The sequence below is a fragment of the Vibrio sp. HS-50-1 genome, from assembly GCF_024747315.1.
Classification (GTDB): Bacteria; Pseudomonadota; Gammaproteobacteria; order Enterobacterales; family Vibrionaceae; genus Vibrio; species Vibrio diabolicus.
This window is the reverse complement of sequence record NZ_JAMPZF010000024.1, coordinates 336,258-351,931: the sequence shown is the minus strand read 5'-3', so window position 1 is coordinate 351,931 and position 15,674 is coordinate 336,258. Positions and strand designations below refer to the sequence as shown.

Below are 15,674 nucleotides of genomic sequence, written 5' to 3'. Positions count from 1 at the left end.
CGTCAAAGACGGTAACCACCAAGTGAAAACATAAAATAAAGAGCGCCGAAGCGCCCTTTTATCGTGTTTATTATCACCAGTATAACTCAGTTACAGCAACCAAGTCTTACTCGCTTTGCTGAGCTGGTTTAGGATTAGTCTCAGACAACTCTGCCTCCGATTCTTTTCTCGCACGTCGATCAAACAATCGCTCAACCACCACAAAGAAGATTGGCACAAAGAATATACCTAAGATCGTCGCACTGATCATGCCACCAAGTACACCAGTACCTACCGCATTTTGACCTGCTGAGCCCACGCCAGAGCTGATAGCAAGCGGTACTACACCTAGACCAAAGGCAAGCGATGTCATAATAATTGGGCGCAGACGAACACGAACGGCATGCAGGGTTGCTTCGATAAGGCCAGCGCCTTTCTCGTAGTAATCTTTCGCAAACTCAACAATCAAAATGGCGTTTTTAGTTGCCAAGCCGACCGTCGTTAATAAACTCACCTGGAAGAATACATCGTTGTCCATACTTCGCGTCATTACCGCGAGCACAGCACCAAGCACACCAAGAGGCACAACTAACACCACGGCGAAAGGTACTGACCAACTTTCATACAAAGCGGCGAGAACTAAGAATACGACGAGGATAGACAGCGCATATAACATTGGCGCTTGGTTTCCGGAAAGGCGCTCTTCATACGAAATACCATTCCAGTTCACCGTGAAGCCTTCTGGTAGCTTTTCTACCATTGCTTCAATTTCTGCCATAGCTTCACCAGTACTGACGCCAGGAGCTGCGCCGCCTTGGATATTCATCGCTGGCAAACCATCAAAACGCTGCAAAAGAGGTGAACCATACGTCCACTCTCCGCTCGCAAAGGCAGAGAAAGGCACCATCTCACCTTTTGAGTTACGCACGTACCACGAATCGAAGTCTTTTGGCTGCATACGGTATTCCGCATCACTTTGCATCATGACTTTTTTCACTCGACCGCGATCAATATAGTCGTTAATGTACGCTCCGCCCCATGCCGCTGACAGGATTTGGTTGACGTCATTAATGCTAACATCCAGAGCACGCAGTTTAACGTGGTCAATGTTCACTTTGTACATTGGCGCATCTGCTTGGCCGTTCGGACGAACACCGACAAGTTTCGGGTTTTGTGCAGCCATGCCAAGCAGTTGACCTTGCGCAGCGACTAATGCGTCGTGACCTTTGTTCAACGAATCTTGAAGATAGAAATCAAAGCCTGTCGAGTTACCCAATTCTTGAATCGCAGGAGGTGCAAATGCAAACACCAGTGCTTCTTTGATGGTTGAGAAGTACCCCATCGCTCGACCAGTAATGGAAGCTGCATCAGCACCCGGCGCTTCACGCTCTGACCAATCTTTCAGACCAATAAAGGCCATCCCCATGTTTTGGCCTTGGCCTGCAAAACTAAAGCCCGCAACGGAGAAGACGGATTTCACGTTGTCTTTCTCATCCACAAGGTAAAAGTCGCGCATTTTCTCAAGTGTTTTTTCCGTCTGCTCTTGCGTTGAGTTAGGCGGCAAAATGGCCATTGAGAATACCGTGCCTTGGTCTTCATCCGGCAAGAATGACGTCGGAAGGTTCATAAACAGCCAGCCCGCACCTGCACTCATTGCCAAGAATACAACCAACATTCGACCTGTGCGCTTGAGGAGTTTAGCAACGCCGGTTTCATAGCCAGCTGTCATCGCATCAAACTTGCGGTTAAACCAGCCAAAGAAGCCTTTCTTTTCTAGAAGCTCAGCATCGCCTTTTTTCAGTAATGTTGCACATAATGCTGGAGTCAGAATTATCGCTACCAAAACTGAAAGTGTCATCGCCGCCACAATCGTTATCGAGAACTGACGGTAAATAACCCCTGTAGAACCAGACATAAACGCCATAGGGACGAATACCGCAGAAAGCGTCAGACCCACACCAATCAGGGCACCAGTAATCTGCCCCATCGATTTTTTGGTCGCTTCTTTTGGCTCTAACCCATCCTCATGCATCACACGCTCGACGTTTTCCACCACAACGATGGCATCGTCCACTAGCAAACCGATAGCCAGAACCATCGCGAACATGGTTAACGTGTTTACGCTAAATCCAGTCGCGTACAAAATAGCGAAGGTGCCGAGCAGTACGACAGGCACTGCGATCGTTGGAATGATCGTCGCACGGAAGTTCTGCAAGAACAGGTACATGATTAAGAACACAAGAAGAATGGCTTCTAATAGCGTTTTAACCACTTCTTGAATCGAGGCTTTGACGAATGGCGTTGTTTCAAATGGGTAAGCAATCTGCAACCCTTCTGGGAACGTTGCACTCAGTTGGTCTAAGCGCTCTTTTACTGCATTGGCGGTCTCAAGCGCGTTTGCGCCAGTACCTAATGAAATACCTAACCCCGATGCTGGGAAGCCATTATATTGGCCTCGAATATCGTAACTTTCTGCACCACGTTCAACGCGAGCTACATCTTTCAAATAAACATTCGAACCACTGGCGTCAGACTTAAGAATGATGTCTTGGAACTCTTCTACACTGCTCAAACGACTTGCAGACGAAATCGTTGCATTCAACAGCTGACCTTCCTGCGCAGGTGCTGCACCAAGTTGACCTGAAGAAACTTGCGCGTTCTGTTCACTGATAGCATTTGCTACATCGATTGCGGTCAAGTTGAACTGCGTAAGCTTAAATGGGTCCAGCCAGACTCGCATCGCATACTGCGCACCAAACGCCTGCACTTGTCCTACGCCAGTTACACGACTTATCGGGTCTTGAATATTCGTTACAACAAAGTCGCCGATATCGTTTTCTGTAAAGTCTGGATCTTCAGAATAAACTGCGACAACCATGAGAAATGCCGTATTGGATTTATTTACGACAATACCTTGGTTTTGTACCTCCATCGGTAATGAAGTCAATGCCAATTGCAGTTTGTTCTGCACCTGTACTTGCGCGATATCAGGGTCAGCTTCGCTATCAAACGTCAGGGTAATTGTCGCATTACCAAATGCATCACTGCTCGATGATAGGTAGCGAAGGTAATCTAATCCCGTCATGTTTTGCTCGATAACTTGCGTTACCGAGTCTTCAACGGTTTTTGCTGATGCACCTGGATAGCGAGCACTGATGGTGATCGTCGTCGGTGAAATCGTTGGGTATTGCGAGACGGGTAAATTGAATAATGACATTACCCCCGCCAACATCGTTAGAATCGCGAGAACCCAAGCAAATACCGGACGATCGATAAAAAATCGTGCCATGATTACTCCTGTTCACCGTTTTGGATAGTTACCGAACTGCCTGGCCCTACCTTTTGTAAACCGGCGGTAATGACTTTATCACCCGCGTTCAAACCATCAATAATGCGCCATTGGCTATTGATCGCTTCGGCAGTCTTCACTGGTTTCGCTTCCACTTTGTTCTCGCCATTAACCGTCATCACTGTCGCTTTACCTGTCGCATCACGAGAAACGGTATTTTGTGGTATCAGAATCGCGTCAGGGTCAACACCAGTAATAACCGTCGCACGAACAAACATTCCTGGTAGTAACAAACCGTCAGGGTTTGGGAATTCAGCACGAAGCGTCACGCTACCCGTACTTTCGTTCACATTGACCTCGGTAAATTTCATCGTGCCTTTATGTTCGTACGTGCTGCCATCTTCAAGCATCAATGTAACTTGCGCAGAGTCATCTTCTTGCATATGACCTTGGGAAAGAGCCGCTTTTAAACGCAGCAGTTGCGCGGATGATTGCACAATATCAACGTTGATAGGATCAAGCTGCTGAATGGTCGCTAATTTGGCTGCTTGGTTAGCCGTAACCAACGCACCCGCCGTCACACTCGATTTACCGATCACACCGCTAATCGGAGCTTTCACTTGCGTGTAATCTAAATTGATTTTTGCCGTATTGATCTTCGCTTTTGCGACTAGGACCTGTGCTTGCGCTTCCTTGTATGCTGCTTCTGCTTCATCCAAATCTTGTTGGCTGATGGACTTTTTGGTGATCAAGGTTCTGTAACGCTTCACTGTGGCATGGGTCGATTCTGCCGCTGCTTGAGCTCGGATTAATTCCGCTTCAGCGCTCAGCAAATCCGCTTGAAATGATGAATCATCAATTTGATATAGGGACTGTCCTTGTTCAACAAGGCCCCCTTCAACAAAATTTCGCTCTGAAATAATGCCTGTAACTTGCGGACGAACTTCCGCTTCTTTGAATGCACGGCTACGACCTGGCAACTCGACAGTTAACGCTTGGCGAGTTGGTTCCACCGTTAACACTTCAACTTCGGTTGCGGGCGCAGGAGCACTACCTTGGCTCGATCCTTCTTCGCTAGGTTGACATCCAACCACAAAAAGGCTCGACGCAATCAGCAGAGATAGCGTGGTTTTACGTCTCATGAATTTTTCTCTCTTTTACCTACAAGCCTTCAAGATTCCTTGCTAAAAACTTCTAGAATGACTTAATGATGACTAACGGATGTATATCCAGAACAAATTAATTAGGATGATAATTACCCAGTGTTGTACATACAACAAAATTTACAGTTCTATACGCTTACGAAAAACGTTTATGGTAAAGGTGTAATGAAGTTCTCAAATTTGAAGATTTTGGGTTGGAAATCACACTTTCCTGTGAGCAATTGCAATGGTTAAAAAGCAGCAAAAGTGATGATAAAAGCATCATCACGCTGTACAGAGTTTGTCACCGCTGTCTAGGATTATTTGCACCTCTGGTATACAAAGTTAAGTAAAAGAGGAATGTAAATATAGTCGAGCCTTCACAAGTCAGGTTCGACCCTTATCTAAAAAATAACCCGCTAAGAAGCGGGTTATTTCGTCAGTGAGACTGCAGTTCTCAAGCTTATACTTTGAACTGACTAACCTGATGATCTAAGCGCTGGGTTTGCTCTGATAACATGGCTAAAGATGCTTGCGCTTGGTTGACGATTTCCACAATAGATGTACTGCTATCTGCAATGCCTTGTACGTTGCTATTTACTTCGTCACTTACCGTACTTTGCTGGCTTGCAGCCGTTGCAATGTGTGTGTTCATCTCGTTCATACGTGAAATCGCGTTTAAGATTTCAGAAAGGGATTGACTCGCTCTCCCTGCCGATTGAATTGTTTCATCACTGCTATTTTGGCTACCACGCATCACTTCTACGGCTTGTCCCGCACCAGATTGTAGCTTTTCAATCATGGTTTGGATTTCACCCGTGCTCTGTTGTGTGCGACTGGCTAACGAGCGGACCTCATCTGCGACAACAGCAAAGCCTCGCCCTTGTTCTCCTGCACGAGCCGCTTCAATCGCTGCGTTAAGCGCCAATAAGTTCGTTTGCTCTGCGATACCACGAATGACATCCAATACAGAAGCAATGTTACTCACATCATGATCCAATGTGTTAATGACGTGGCTTGCACTTTCGATTTCACTTGCGAGGCTACGAATTGAGCTAACGGTTTGATCCAAAATAATATTGGTATTGGTAAGTTCATCATTCGCTGTTTGGCTCGCAACCGCAGCTTCGTTAGCGCTATCGCTGACATTTCTGCTGGTGACTTGCATTTCATGCACTGCCGCCGCTACCGCCTCGCTGTCTTTTTGCTGTGAAACGGTCGAGTTCGCGATGGTCGTGGTCAACGAGCTAAGATTTTCCATCTCATTACGCAAGGTATTCGAACTTTCAATTACTTGAGAAACTGTCGCTTGGATTTTAGACACAAACTGATTAAACGCGTTCGCTAAATTGCCAATTTCGTCTTGTGTTTTCACATCGATTCGCTGGCTTAAATCACCTTCACCAGAAGCAATTTCTGTCATCGCATTTTTGATATCGTTGATAGGCTTCACGACGGTTTGCAACAACAAAAATGCCATCGCAATAGCGGCCAGAATAACAATCACAATGCCCGCTTCAAGAATTAACTCTGCTCTTGATGCAGCTGCTGAGATTTCATCTTTCAATAAGCTTTGTTTTTCTTCTATCACATCTTTCACAACATTAAGTTGCGCTCTTACCTCGATAAACTGATTTTCAAAGGTGTGTTTGTGTTCGTTGTAGTAACCAAGCCATTGTGATTGAGGTAAACGCAACATCGCTTCATAACTCGCCAACCATTTTTCACCTAGGGAGACAAGCTTTCTCACTTCATTACCGTGTGAAGAAGGCATCACGCCAGCTTGCGATAGCTCAATCATTTTCTCCATACGTGGCAGCGCTTTGTATGCGTTGTCTTTGTATTCACCGATGTGGTGGTCAATATCGGTTTGAGTATCAGAAAGAGCAACACCTTGAATTGCAGATGTAGCTTGGTAAAGATCGCGGTAAGCATCCTCAATCGTTAATAAGTTCGGCACTATCTGTTCGTTAAGTGTTTCACTCAACTCAGATTGTTTCCAACTTGTCATAACGTTTAATACAGAGCTCACAATAAACAATCCAATAATCAGTGACAGCGGAATCACTATCTTCTGCTTGATCGTTAAGTTCTGGAACATGAATAGACTCTCTTTAATTATGGTATACAAACTGCCAGAAATTATATCAAACAAATAGAGTATCCCATTAGGTAAAAGACTCTATTAAACATGATATCTGATGACTTTTTGACAAGCGTTCTAATTTCAACAATTAATTGATTTTGTGGAAAATTTAATAAGGAACGCTCATCACAACATGCGAATAAAAACGCACTACCTGTACGGAAAATGTGTAACAAAAGATGAATAAAAAGGAGGCTTTTTTGAAGGGCTTGCCGACTCAATGAGTAATTGAGAACCAATACGATATACAGCTCTGGGATTGAACTTGTCGCGTAATACGAAAAAGCCCCAGCATTTCTGCTAGGGCTCAAATGTGGCGGTGAGTGAGAGATTCGAACTCTCGATACGTTGCCGTATACACACTTTCCAGGCGTGCTCCTTCAGCCACTCGGACAACTCACCGAATCAATTTTTGGTTAGCATCATTGGCTAACGAGGCGCTAATTTAATGATTATGTGCCTGATGGTCAAGGCTAAACATAAAAAAAAGCGCCCTTTTCCACTCGATTGCTCACTAAGTAACTAAATTGAGCAAAACTGGGTCATTTAGATGCCTTGAGAATAGCCGGGAACACGGAACCAACGGCGGCACATGTCCAAGAAGTACCCATACAACACACCCATACCGCAAGAAATAATGGCGTTACTTGTCACCGCGGTCACTATTTGGTCTGTAGACGCACCAACTGCGAATAAAATTCCCGCATAAACTGGAGACTGAAAAAGCACATAAGCGACCAGATCAGATACGTTTTTCATAAATGAAGACGGCGATACCTTGTTACCCTGACGTAGTACCCAATCACGAAAAACGCCATACGGCCAAGCAATAGCAATATTCACTGGAATAGATAGTGTACGTGATGCTAAAGATTGCTCAAACGTCATCCCTGAAATCAAAATCTCGACAATCATCCCTGTGATAAAGCAAAAAACAACCATAGCAAAGGTATCCGCTGCGGCGTGACGAATACAAAATGGTCCGCGAGACTTCATTAACCAACCCCTAAAATTAAATACCACCAACAATAAACAAAATAAAACTATCAACCATCAAACAAATACATGACCAGTTAATAAGGCAATTAAATCACATAAAAAGCAGCGTATGGCACTGTATTTGAAATCAAGTTGTAAATTTATAACCATTTTTTAAAATGAAAGTAGTTTTTTTCACCACCAACAACTAAAAACGCCTAAAATGACGTAAAAATGGTAGAAAAATACGGATTTAACTTACACAAAAAGTGGGATAAGTGATTGTTTGGATGGAGGGTTAGGATAAAGTTCGGGGAATAAACGATCATTCTAATAACTTATGCTACTGAGTTGTAAAAATTCAGAGTATTCCCGATGTGAGCGCAACTGAGAGCCGCACCGTTTCTCTTATGACAGAATCTAACAGCAGAGCTAAGCTCATTGAAAGTAAGGAAAAAATAGACGATTCAGCCAAAGGTTAGGTATGAAGAGTAAAGACAATTCATGATTGCGTTGAATCGCGCTATATGGATTAAGCTATGATGATGCGAGCAAGAGCGTTAATGTATCGATATCATCTTGGTTTGGAGACTGCTGACGCTTTAAGTTACGCCTTATTCGCTCGGCAACTAAAGAAACGTCTTTATTAGCATCTGGAGTGACTTGAGCAATAATCGCTGAAATAGCCTCTAGCGCTTCGTTGAGATGACCATTATCTAGAGCAACATAGAAGTTTAGTAGCCACTTTTCCGCATCAAGGATATTCGTTGTATTATCGCCAAAGTCCGACTGGTATTGGTATAACCGTGCTGCATGGAGATATAACGCATCATTTAATTCAGACTCCACAATTGGTTTCGCAATTATGTGGTCGGCTCCTACATTTATCATGCGCTCTTGTGTTTCTTTGAATACATCCGCTGTGCAGCCAAAGATCAGTACCGACTTTACAGGCGAACTCATCGCTCGAATGGCTGATATCGCCCCAACACCATCAAGAACAGGCATATGATTGTCCATTAATATCAAATCAAATGACTGAACGGCCACCTCATCGACGGCAAGCTGACCATTTTCAACACTTGTGCACTCAAAGCCTTTGGCTCTTAGGAAAGTTTCCATAATGATCGCATTTGTTCGGTTGTCTTCGACAATGAGCGCTTTCAAACCTTTGCAATTCAGCTTATGTGCATTGACTGCTTCCACTTTCCCAGGCTCACAAGGCGTAAGCGCGATCTCGACGGTAAAGGTTGTCCCGACATTCTCTTGACTCTGCACAATCACATGCCCTCCCATATGCTCGGCAATTTCTTTTACTATCGCCAAACCAAGCCCTGTACCACCAAACCGCCTAGTCGTCGAGGACTCCGCTTGTTCAAAAGGACGGAAAATGCGTTTTTGCGCTTCTTGAGAAATACCGATACCGGTATCTTTCACCGCGAGAATAAGCTTGGTACCTGCCTTGCTCGATTTCTCGGTCAGCTCTACCTCTACGATGCCTCGGTCGGTGAACTTGACAGCGTTGTTTAGTAGGTTAAACAATACTTGGCGCAGACGGGCTTTGTCATTGTTGTACCAGCGCCCTGTTGGTAAATGAGACACGACTCTAAAACGAAGGCCTTTTTCTGCACATAGTGTTTGATAAACACTTTTTATGCTGCCGATGATCGACTCAATTGGGAAAGGCGTATTTTCGAATTCAACATGCCCTTGCTCAATTTTTGAGTAATCTAAAATCTCATTAAGTAACGTCATCATATGATCACCTGAGTCATAAAGTGTTCTCAGGTGCTTACGTTGATCATCGGTGAGTGGTGTTTTTAACAATATCTGAGCGGTTCCTAATACACCGTTCATTGGCGTACGAATCTCATGGGATAATGTGGCTAAAAATGCCGTTTTAGCGTTCGTCGAAGCCTGGGCTTTTATTCTCTCTTGCTCTAGATAGATGGTTTTTTCATTGAACTTCTCGATGAGCTGTCCAATTTCATCTTCGCTATCGTAATCAATGTCTATGATCCCGCCAGTTTTCGAGTCATCAATCTTAGCGGCAATACGGACAATCGGTTCGACAATGTAACGATTCAGCAAGTAATACCCGACCAGTACACACAAGAGTAAGAATGGAATGATCCTCCCCTCAACACTTATGACTTGTTCAAACACTTGATCGGCTACTTTAGCTTTCGCGTTGACAACTTCCATACGCCAATCGAACTCTCCAAAATCAAGCTCACTGACATAAATTTCGTCTGTTAGTTGGAAGTTGTGCTCAATAATCACGTTCGATTCAGCATCGCGAACCACCACACCTAAAGAATGCAGGTTCGTGTGCTCTCGAATAAACTGAAAAAGTGCATCAAGTGATAAGTCTACCGTTACAACGCCAGCGAATTGACCGTTTTGATAATATGGGGAAGACGCAGTAATCATCTGAACCTGAGTAAAAGTGTCGATATAAACCGTAGACCAACTCACAGAACCAACTGGCGCGTCAGCTGCTGCCTTATACCATGGTTCATTGTCATAACCGCCAGATTCAGGATTATTGTAGGAGTGAATTTGGTCAATACCGCCATCACTGTTTTTATTGAAGAATAGGCTTTTATATCGCCATTGTTCAGCTTTGAGTTCTGGTTTAGGCCATACGCCACCACTGACGAGCATCTCATCACTCAATTGGAGAATATGCGGAATTGTCGTGTTGAGAGATTGAATTTTTTCAGTCCCCTGGGCGAGTCCTGCTAGGCTGCTCAATACACCAGTAGAGCTAAGGAGAGGCTCTTTAATCTCTAGAGCAAGCAGTTGGGTGCGTAACTCTAGGTTTTGCTCTAGCTTTTGCCTAACCGGAGGCTCGACAACCAAATAGGCAACAGAACCAATCGTTGCGATAAAGAAACACAGGTACAGTGTCAGGGCGAGAATGCTTTTTTTTCTAAGTGATGAGCGAATTTCCATAGATGTCTGTGAATCATTCCCTAATATCGATTTATCACAAATTGATTGGTAAGATGAGCGCAATCAACCAGCCCATTAACAAATGGTATTCTATTTTGAAACTACAAGACATCCTTTCTCTCCCAGAACTTGACGGTAAACTACTTAACCTAGCAAAAACTCAAGGCTTTGTAACAGCGATGGCTGCAGCGCCAAACGTATTAATGCCTCAAGAGTGGTTGCCATTCTTATGGGGTGGTGAAGAAACAGCGCCATTTACTGACGGTGAGCAATTAGAGCAATACATTGATGAGATTGTACAAATGTGGAACCAAACTCGTCCTGCTCTTCTAGAAGGATCTTGGCAGTGGCCTGAAGGATGCGCGTTAGATGAACAAGATATTGTAACAAGCCAGACCCGTGATTTCTGTGAAGGTGTATTACAAGGTTGGCAACTTGCTCGTGATGACTGGGAAACGCTAATGCCAGAGGACAGCGAAGATAATGCTCTGCTCGGCGGTGTTTTGCTTTCTCTTACGATGCTTTACGATCCAGAAACGACCATTGAAACGTTGGCAGAACAAGGCATGGAAGGCTTAGAACAGTTTGAAGAGATCTTCAATGCCATGCCAGTGATGCTATGTGGTCTTACTCAGCGCGGTGTTGCATTAGCTGAAGAACAATAAGACACAACGCTGTCGACCATCAAGATTGAACCGCTGAATAGACAAAAGCTCTCTGGATGGAGAGCTTTTTTGATCATGTTAAAATCACATGTGGAACATATCGCGCCATATCTTGCGTGACTAAGCTAGTGTCTTCCCGAATCGAAATCCCAGCGGCTCTATCGTTGACTAGCCAGCTGCCAATTAATGTATGGCTTTGCCCAAACTTGGGTAACGGATGATACTGCTGGACGATATTGAATTTAGATTCATAAGGCCCTGCTGTTTTGAGTATGCGTTTCCCACCTTTGACGATCTCAATATTTGCGCCTTCTCGAGAGAATAGTGGTTTGATTACAAAATCTTTCAAAGTGTTCGCTTTTGAACCGTTAGCAAAATAGGCAGGTAAAAGATTAGGATGATTCGGAAAGCGCTCCCACAATAACGGTAAAAGTGCTTTGTTGGATAGAATCGACTTCCACATAGGTTCTAACCAATTCACTTTCGCGGTCGCTAGGTATTTCGCATATTCCTCTTCAAACATAAACTCCCACGGATAAAGCTTGAACATCCAACGAATCGCTCTGTCATCTGCATCCACAAACAGACCATCTTCCGTCGCACCAATATCTTCGACATAAACAAACGCCGTCGCTAACCCAGCTTCGCGCGCGCAATCTTCTAAATACTGGACAGTCCCTTTATCTTCTTCAGTGTACTTGCAGCAGCTAAAGTGAAGGGTTTGCCCGGGTTGATATTTGGCTATCTCGGAAAAACGCTCAATCAAAAAGTCTTGAAGAATGTTGAATTGATCCGCGCTCTGGTGAATTAGACCTTTATTTACAACATCCTCTAACCACACCCACTGCCAAAAACCCGTTTCAAATAGGCTGGTCGGCGTATCCGCATTGTTCTCCAGTAACTTAGCTGGCGAAGTTCCGTTGTATGCAAAATCCAGACGCGAATAGAGTGAGGGTTCATTTCGGTGCCACGAAGAAGCGACCTGCTCCCACATAAATTCAGGGATCGCACATTGCGTCAGCAACCGCTCACTCCGAACTACTTCATCCACAATAGCCAAGCACATCTGATGCAGCTCTTCAGTGGGCGCTTCAATATCGTTCTCTATTTGATCAAGCGTGAATTGATAGTAAGCACTCTCATCCCAATACGGTTGGTCATACATGGAATGGAAGCCAAAACCAAACTGGCGTGCTAAATCACGCCAGTTTTCTCGTTCTTGTATTTCTCGTCGAAACATAGTGCTTATTAACCGCCTCGGCTGACCGATACCGCTTTACCAAACCCGCCTCGAGACATCGCTCTACCAATAGTTCCGCCACCACGTTTATTTAGGTTACTGGTCGCAACCTTCGTCGGCTGATTACGATAGGAACCAAAAAATTGTCCCGCACCATTATAGAATTTGGATTTATAGCGATACATTGGTTCAGAGTAATAGCTCTTGTTGTAACCTTTCAAACCGCTCAGTGCGCGACTGTAAAAGAAGCCCCCAAAGTGAGGCACATAAGCTCGGGAACTGGAACTGTAGTAACAATCGTCTTCGTAAAAATCATTTTCACATTCGAACTCATTGTTGTAGCGAGGGGCATTTCGTTCGGCGCGAGCCAAAGCTTCTTGATAAGCAATATCGCACTGCTCACTGAACTCTGGCGAGTTTGATTTGCATTCATCAGCGTCAGAAAAAATGTAGCCTTCGGTTTTCGATTCTTGTGTCGCCAAGAAGAAAATACCGCCAAAAGCAGCAAAGGGAATAATTTTCCCAAGCTTTAAACTTTTGTCCATGGAAGAACGTTTAACGTTAGAACTCCGCTTCATCGTTCCTCCTAGTACGTCATACAAGCGGCATTTAATACGCCGACCGATATAGAAACAGCGGCTAATACAATACCGGCGGGCAGCTCATCTTTTTCGATACGCTCAGTCACTTTTGGAAGTAAAACAAAACGTACAATCGCAAATGCAATGATCTGCGCCAGCATTGCAACAACGCCCCATAGCATAAAATCGACAATGTTGACTGAGTTTTTTGCCGCCCCCGAAATCGCAATACAATAACCAAGAAATGCGCCACTTAGTGCAATCGCTGCCGCTGTATTTTGCTTTTCTTTGATCAGGTGCCATTCATCGTAAGGCGTAAGCTTGACGTAGATGAACTTAAACGCCAAAACGAAAATAATAGAAACAGAAAAATAGAGTAAAAAATTGGGAAAACCTGCTAACAGGTCAGCAATCATGTGCATTATTGTTCCTTGTTCATTTCTTTCCATGCAAAATCTTCAATACGTTCATCTGCAATGTAAAACAGCTTGGTACTCGGTGGTACTTCTGCATCTAAATCTGGGTTGAGTTGGATACCATGGCCAATGTCAAAAGCAATTAGCGTGGCATGATGACGCCTTTTGAGAAAAACGAAGAGACTCTCAACAGTAGTTAGTGGCAGCCTTTCAGGATAAATAACCGAGTATTGAGTCATGCCTCGTGTTGAAGCTAATAGCTCTTGGTGAAGTGCACTTGAGCCTGGATCTACCGCCGCTTTTGCCAGCATTTCCGCGCCAACTGCAGGTATGCATTCCGCTTTAGGACAGTGTTGACTTAAAAGACGGCCTAACGCCTCATCTTTAAAGTAAGCGACCAAATGTGCGGAAGGATTCACAGAAGCACAGTACAGCGCGGCTGACAGCGTGATATCGTCCGATAGGTTATCAACAATAACGCAAGCTGCTTCAGCAATATTGGCGTTTTTCATCTCTTGTGAATCCGTGTAACTGGTCACTTTGATAAAACTGATCTCGCCTGGCAACGGGTTTTCTATTTCTGAACGGCTGCATAAAACAATCGGACGCTTCCCCTCTTCTTCATGTTGTAACATGCGAATAAGGTGCATCGTTCTCGATCCATTCCAACCCAACAATACAATATGGTTTTCCACTCTTACTCTCCGTTTTCCTAAAATACCCGCTCGCCAGTAATCCATCGCTGCTCCAGCGACACGTCCCAATAATGCAGCGAATAGGCTCAAGCCGCCTGGGATCACAAACAGAACAACAACCCATTTACCCAAATCTGTCACTGGAGAATGATCACCATAGCCAACCGTACTCGCCGTAACCATAAGGTAATAGATAAAGTTAGAGAAGCTGTCTGTTAATGCGGTTTCACCAGCGAGAATGAGCAGCCCCCAAGAAAGACTCACATATAAGCCACTAAAGATGAGAAGACTTCGGTTGCTCAATTTAAAAAGGTGTGAACTAAGCCACTTTTTAACTACTAACCACACCGCCATAAATTTATAACCTCGATATTCATTGATTGCATCAATAGTAACTCATTGATAGTAAGACACAAAAAAACCAGCCATATTCGGCTGGTTTTTGAGATTTACTTTCAGTTACGCCTACTTTTTAAGCATTACCTTTCACTTGCATATTTAGCTGCTCAGCAAAGTCCAACATACGATTTAACGGAATGAGCGATTTAACACGCAATTCTTCATCAACAAAGATCTCGTGTTCTTCACCGCCTTCACTAAGCGCTTTCTCTATCGCTTTCAAACCGTTCATTGCCATCCAAGGGCAGTGTGCGCAGCTACGGCATGTTGCGCCAGCACCTGCGGTTGGCGCTTCGATAAGTTCTTTCTCTGGCACTAGTTGCTGCATTTTAAAGAAAATGCCTTTGTCTGTCGCAACGATCATTTGTTTGTGAGGAAGCGCTTTCGCTGCTTTGATCAGCTGACTCGTTGATCCAACGGCATCGGCAAGTTCTACGACGCTTGCTGGTGACTCAGGGTGAACCAAAATAGCCGCATCTGGATACACGCTCTTCATTTTGCGTAGCGCATCAGCAGAAAACTCATCATGAACCACACACTCACCTTGCCATAGCAGCATGTCTGCGCCAGTTTTATTAGCAATGTACGATCCTAAGTGACGGTCTGGTCCCCAGATGATTGGCTTGTCTTCGGCGTCTAAATGTTCCACGATTTCAAGCGCAATGCTTGATGTAACGACCCAATCGGCACGAGCTTTAACTGCGGCAGACGTATTTGCATAAACCACAACCGTGTGATCAGGGTGAGCATCACAGAACTCACTGAACTTATTCGCTGGACAGCCAAGATCAAGCGAACATTCCGCTTCCAACGTTGGCATTAGAATTCGCTTTTCTGGTGTTAGGATTTTGGCCGACTCGCCCATAAAGCGAACACCGCCAATGATCAGTGTGCTTGCAGGATGACGATTACCAAACTTCGCCATTTCCAACGAGTCACCAACAAAACCACCCGTTTCTTCAGCTAGGGCTTGAATCTCAGGATCGGTATAATAGTGTGCGATAAGTACCGCATCCTTTTCTTTTAGCAGCTTTTTAATGCGCTCAATGTAAGACGCTTTTTCTTCTTCGCTTAATGGAACTGGCTTCGGTGGGAATGGGTAAACAGTGTCGATTTTATCTAATATATGGCTCATTGCTCTTGCTCTACGCAACTTCCTTTAATCCGAGTATTGTAACCTCGTTAA

The 15,674-nt window shown here is 44.4% G+C and carries 11 protein-coding genes and 1 tRNA gene; 1 reads left to right on the top strand and 11 read right to left on the bottom strand.

Features of this window, described 5'->3' with window-relative positions:
* Positions 1-106 precede the first annotated feature (106 nt).
* From NDJ01_RS11240 to NDJ01_RS11215, 6 genes are all read right to left on the bottom strand, one after another.
* Positions 107-3,268: an efflux RND transporter permease subunit gene (locus tag NDJ01_RS11240; RefSeq protein WP_046874752.1), complete on the bottom strand. Its 3,162-nt coding sequence runs from the start codon at positions 3,266-3,268 to the stop codon at positions 107-109.
* A gap of 2 nt (positions 3,269-3,270) precedes the next feature.
* Positions 3,271-4,410, bottom strand: a complete 1,140-nt coding sequence (locus NDJ01_RS11235; protein WP_047008568.1) for an efflux RND transporter periplasmic adaptor subunit — start codon at positions 4,408-4,410, stop codon at positions 3,271-3,273.
* Positions 4,411-4,873: 463 nt separating this feature from the next.
* Positions 4,874-6,511: a methyl-accepting chemotaxis protein gene (locus NDJ01_RS11230; RefSeq protein ID WP_047008567.1), complete on the bottom strand. Its 1,638-nt coding sequence runs from the start codon at positions 6,509-6,511 to the stop codon at positions 4,874-4,876.
* Between the two features lie 359 nt (positions 6,512-6,870).
* Positions 6,871-6,958: transfer RNA gene (locus NDJ01_RS11225), tRNA-Ser, on the bottom strand.
* A 144-nt stretch (positions 6,959-7,102) separates the two neighbouring features.
* Positions 7,103-7,552: an L-alanine exporter AlaE gene (locus tag NDJ01_RS11220; RefSeq protein WP_047008566.1), complete on the bottom strand. Its 450-nt coding sequence runs from the start codon at positions 7,550-7,552 to the stop codon at positions 7,103-7,105.
* A 519-nt stretch (positions 7,553-8,071) separates the two neighbouring features.
* Positions 8,072-10,492, bottom strand: coding sequence for a hybrid sensor histidine kinase/response regulator (locus NDJ01_RS11215; protein ID WP_258586705.1), 2,421 nt, complete (start codon positions 10,490-10,492; stop codon positions 8,072-8,074).
* Between the two features lie 53 nt (positions 10,493-10,545).
* Here NDJ01_RS11215 and NDJ01_RS11210 point away from each other — a divergent pair, with 53 nt between their 5' ends.
* Positions 10,546-11,157, top strand: coding sequence for a YecA family protein (locus NDJ01_RS11210; protein ID WP_005390772.1), 612 nt, complete (start codon positions 10,546-10,548; stop codon positions 11,155-11,157).
* 73 nt (positions 11,158-11,230) lie between these two features.
* On the opposite strand, the gene NDJ01_RS11205 is transcribed toward NDJ01_RS11210, so the two are convergent.
* The 5 genes from NDJ01_RS11205 to nadA all read right to left on the bottom strand — a co-directional run bounded on the left by NDJ01_RS11205 (position 11,231) and on the right by nadA (position 15,623).
* Entirely contained in the window at positions 11,231-12,397 is a 1,167-nt protein-coding gene (locus NDJ01_RS11205) for a glutathionylspermidine synthase family protein (protein ID WP_258586704.1), read from the bottom strand.
* Positions 12,398-12,405: 8 nt separating this feature from the next.
* Complete coding sequence (locus tag NDJ01_RS11200) at positions 12,406-12,975, bottom strand: DUF1190 domain-containing protein (RefSeq protein WP_104971479.1); 570 nt, start codon at positions 12,973-12,975, stop codon at positions 12,406-12,408.
* Between the two features lie 8 nt (positions 12,976-12,983).
* Positions 12,984-13,400, bottom strand: coding sequence for a DUF350 domain-containing protein (locus NDJ01_RS11195; RefSeq protein WP_258586703.1), 417 nt, complete (start codon positions 13,398-13,400; stop codon positions 12,984-12,986).
* A complete protein-coding gene (locus NDJ01_RS11190; RefSeq protein ID WP_170891643.1) occupies positions 13,400-14,443 on the bottom strand; it encodes a potassium channel family protein in 1,044 nt (347 codons plus the stop codon). Before NDJ01_RS11190 ends, NDJ01_RS11195 begins: the two co-directional genes overlap by 1 nt.
* Positions 14,444-14,561: 118 nt before the next feature.
* Entirely contained in the window at positions 14,562-15,623 is a 1,062-nt protein-coding gene (gene nadA, locus NDJ01_RS11185; RefSeq protein WP_258586702.1) for a quinolinate synthase NadA, read from the bottom strand.
* Positions 15,624-15,674 lie beyond the last annotated feature (51 nt).

Excerpts from the sequence above, each read along its gene's own strand:
- NDJ01_RS11240 (WP_046874752.1), bottom strand. The coding sequence starts at position 3,268 with ATGGCACGATTTTTTATCGATCGTCCGGTATTTGCTTGGGTTCTCGCG.
- NDJ01_RS11235 (WP_047008568.1), bottom strand. The coding sequence starts at position 4,410 with ATGAGACGTAAAACCACGCTATCTCTGCTGATTGCGTCGAGCCTTTTT.
- NDJ01_RS11230 (WP_047008567.1), bottom strand. The coding sequence starts at position 6,511 with ATGTTCCAGAACTTAACGATCAAGCAGAAGATAGTGATTCCGCTGTCA.
- NDJ01_RS11220 (WP_047008566.1), bottom strand. The coding sequence starts at position 7,552 with ATGAAGTCTCGCGGACCATTTTGTATTCGTCACGCCGCAGCGGATACC.
- NDJ01_RS11215 (WP_258586705.1), bottom strand. The coding sequence starts at position 10,492 with ATGGAAATTCGCTCATCACTTAGAAAAAAAAGCATTCTCGCCCTGACA.
- NDJ01_RS11210 (WP_005390772.1), top strand. The coding sequence starts at position 10,546 with ATGAGCGCAATCAACCAGCCCATTAACAAATGGTATTCTATTTTGAAA.
- NDJ01_RS11205 (WP_258586704.1), bottom strand. The coding sequence starts at position 12,397 with ATGTTTCGACGAGAAATACAAGAACGAGAAAACTGGCGTGATTTAGCA.
- NDJ01_RS11200 (WP_104971479.1), bottom strand. The coding sequence starts at position 12,975 with ATGAAGCGGAGTTCTAACGTTAAACGTTCTTCCATGGACAAAAGTTTA.
- NDJ01_RS11195 (WP_258586703.1), bottom strand. The coding sequence starts at position 13,400 with ATGCACATGATTGCTGACCTGTTAGCAGGTTTTCCCAATTTTTTACTC.
- NDJ01_RS11190 (WP_170891643.1), bottom strand. The coding sequence starts at position 14,443 with ATGGCGGTGTGGTTAGTAGTTAAAAAGTGGCTTAGTTCACACCTTTTT.
- nadA (WP_258586702.1), bottom strand. The coding sequence starts at position 15,623 with ATGAGCCATATATTAGATAAAATCGACACTGTTTACCCATTCCCACCG.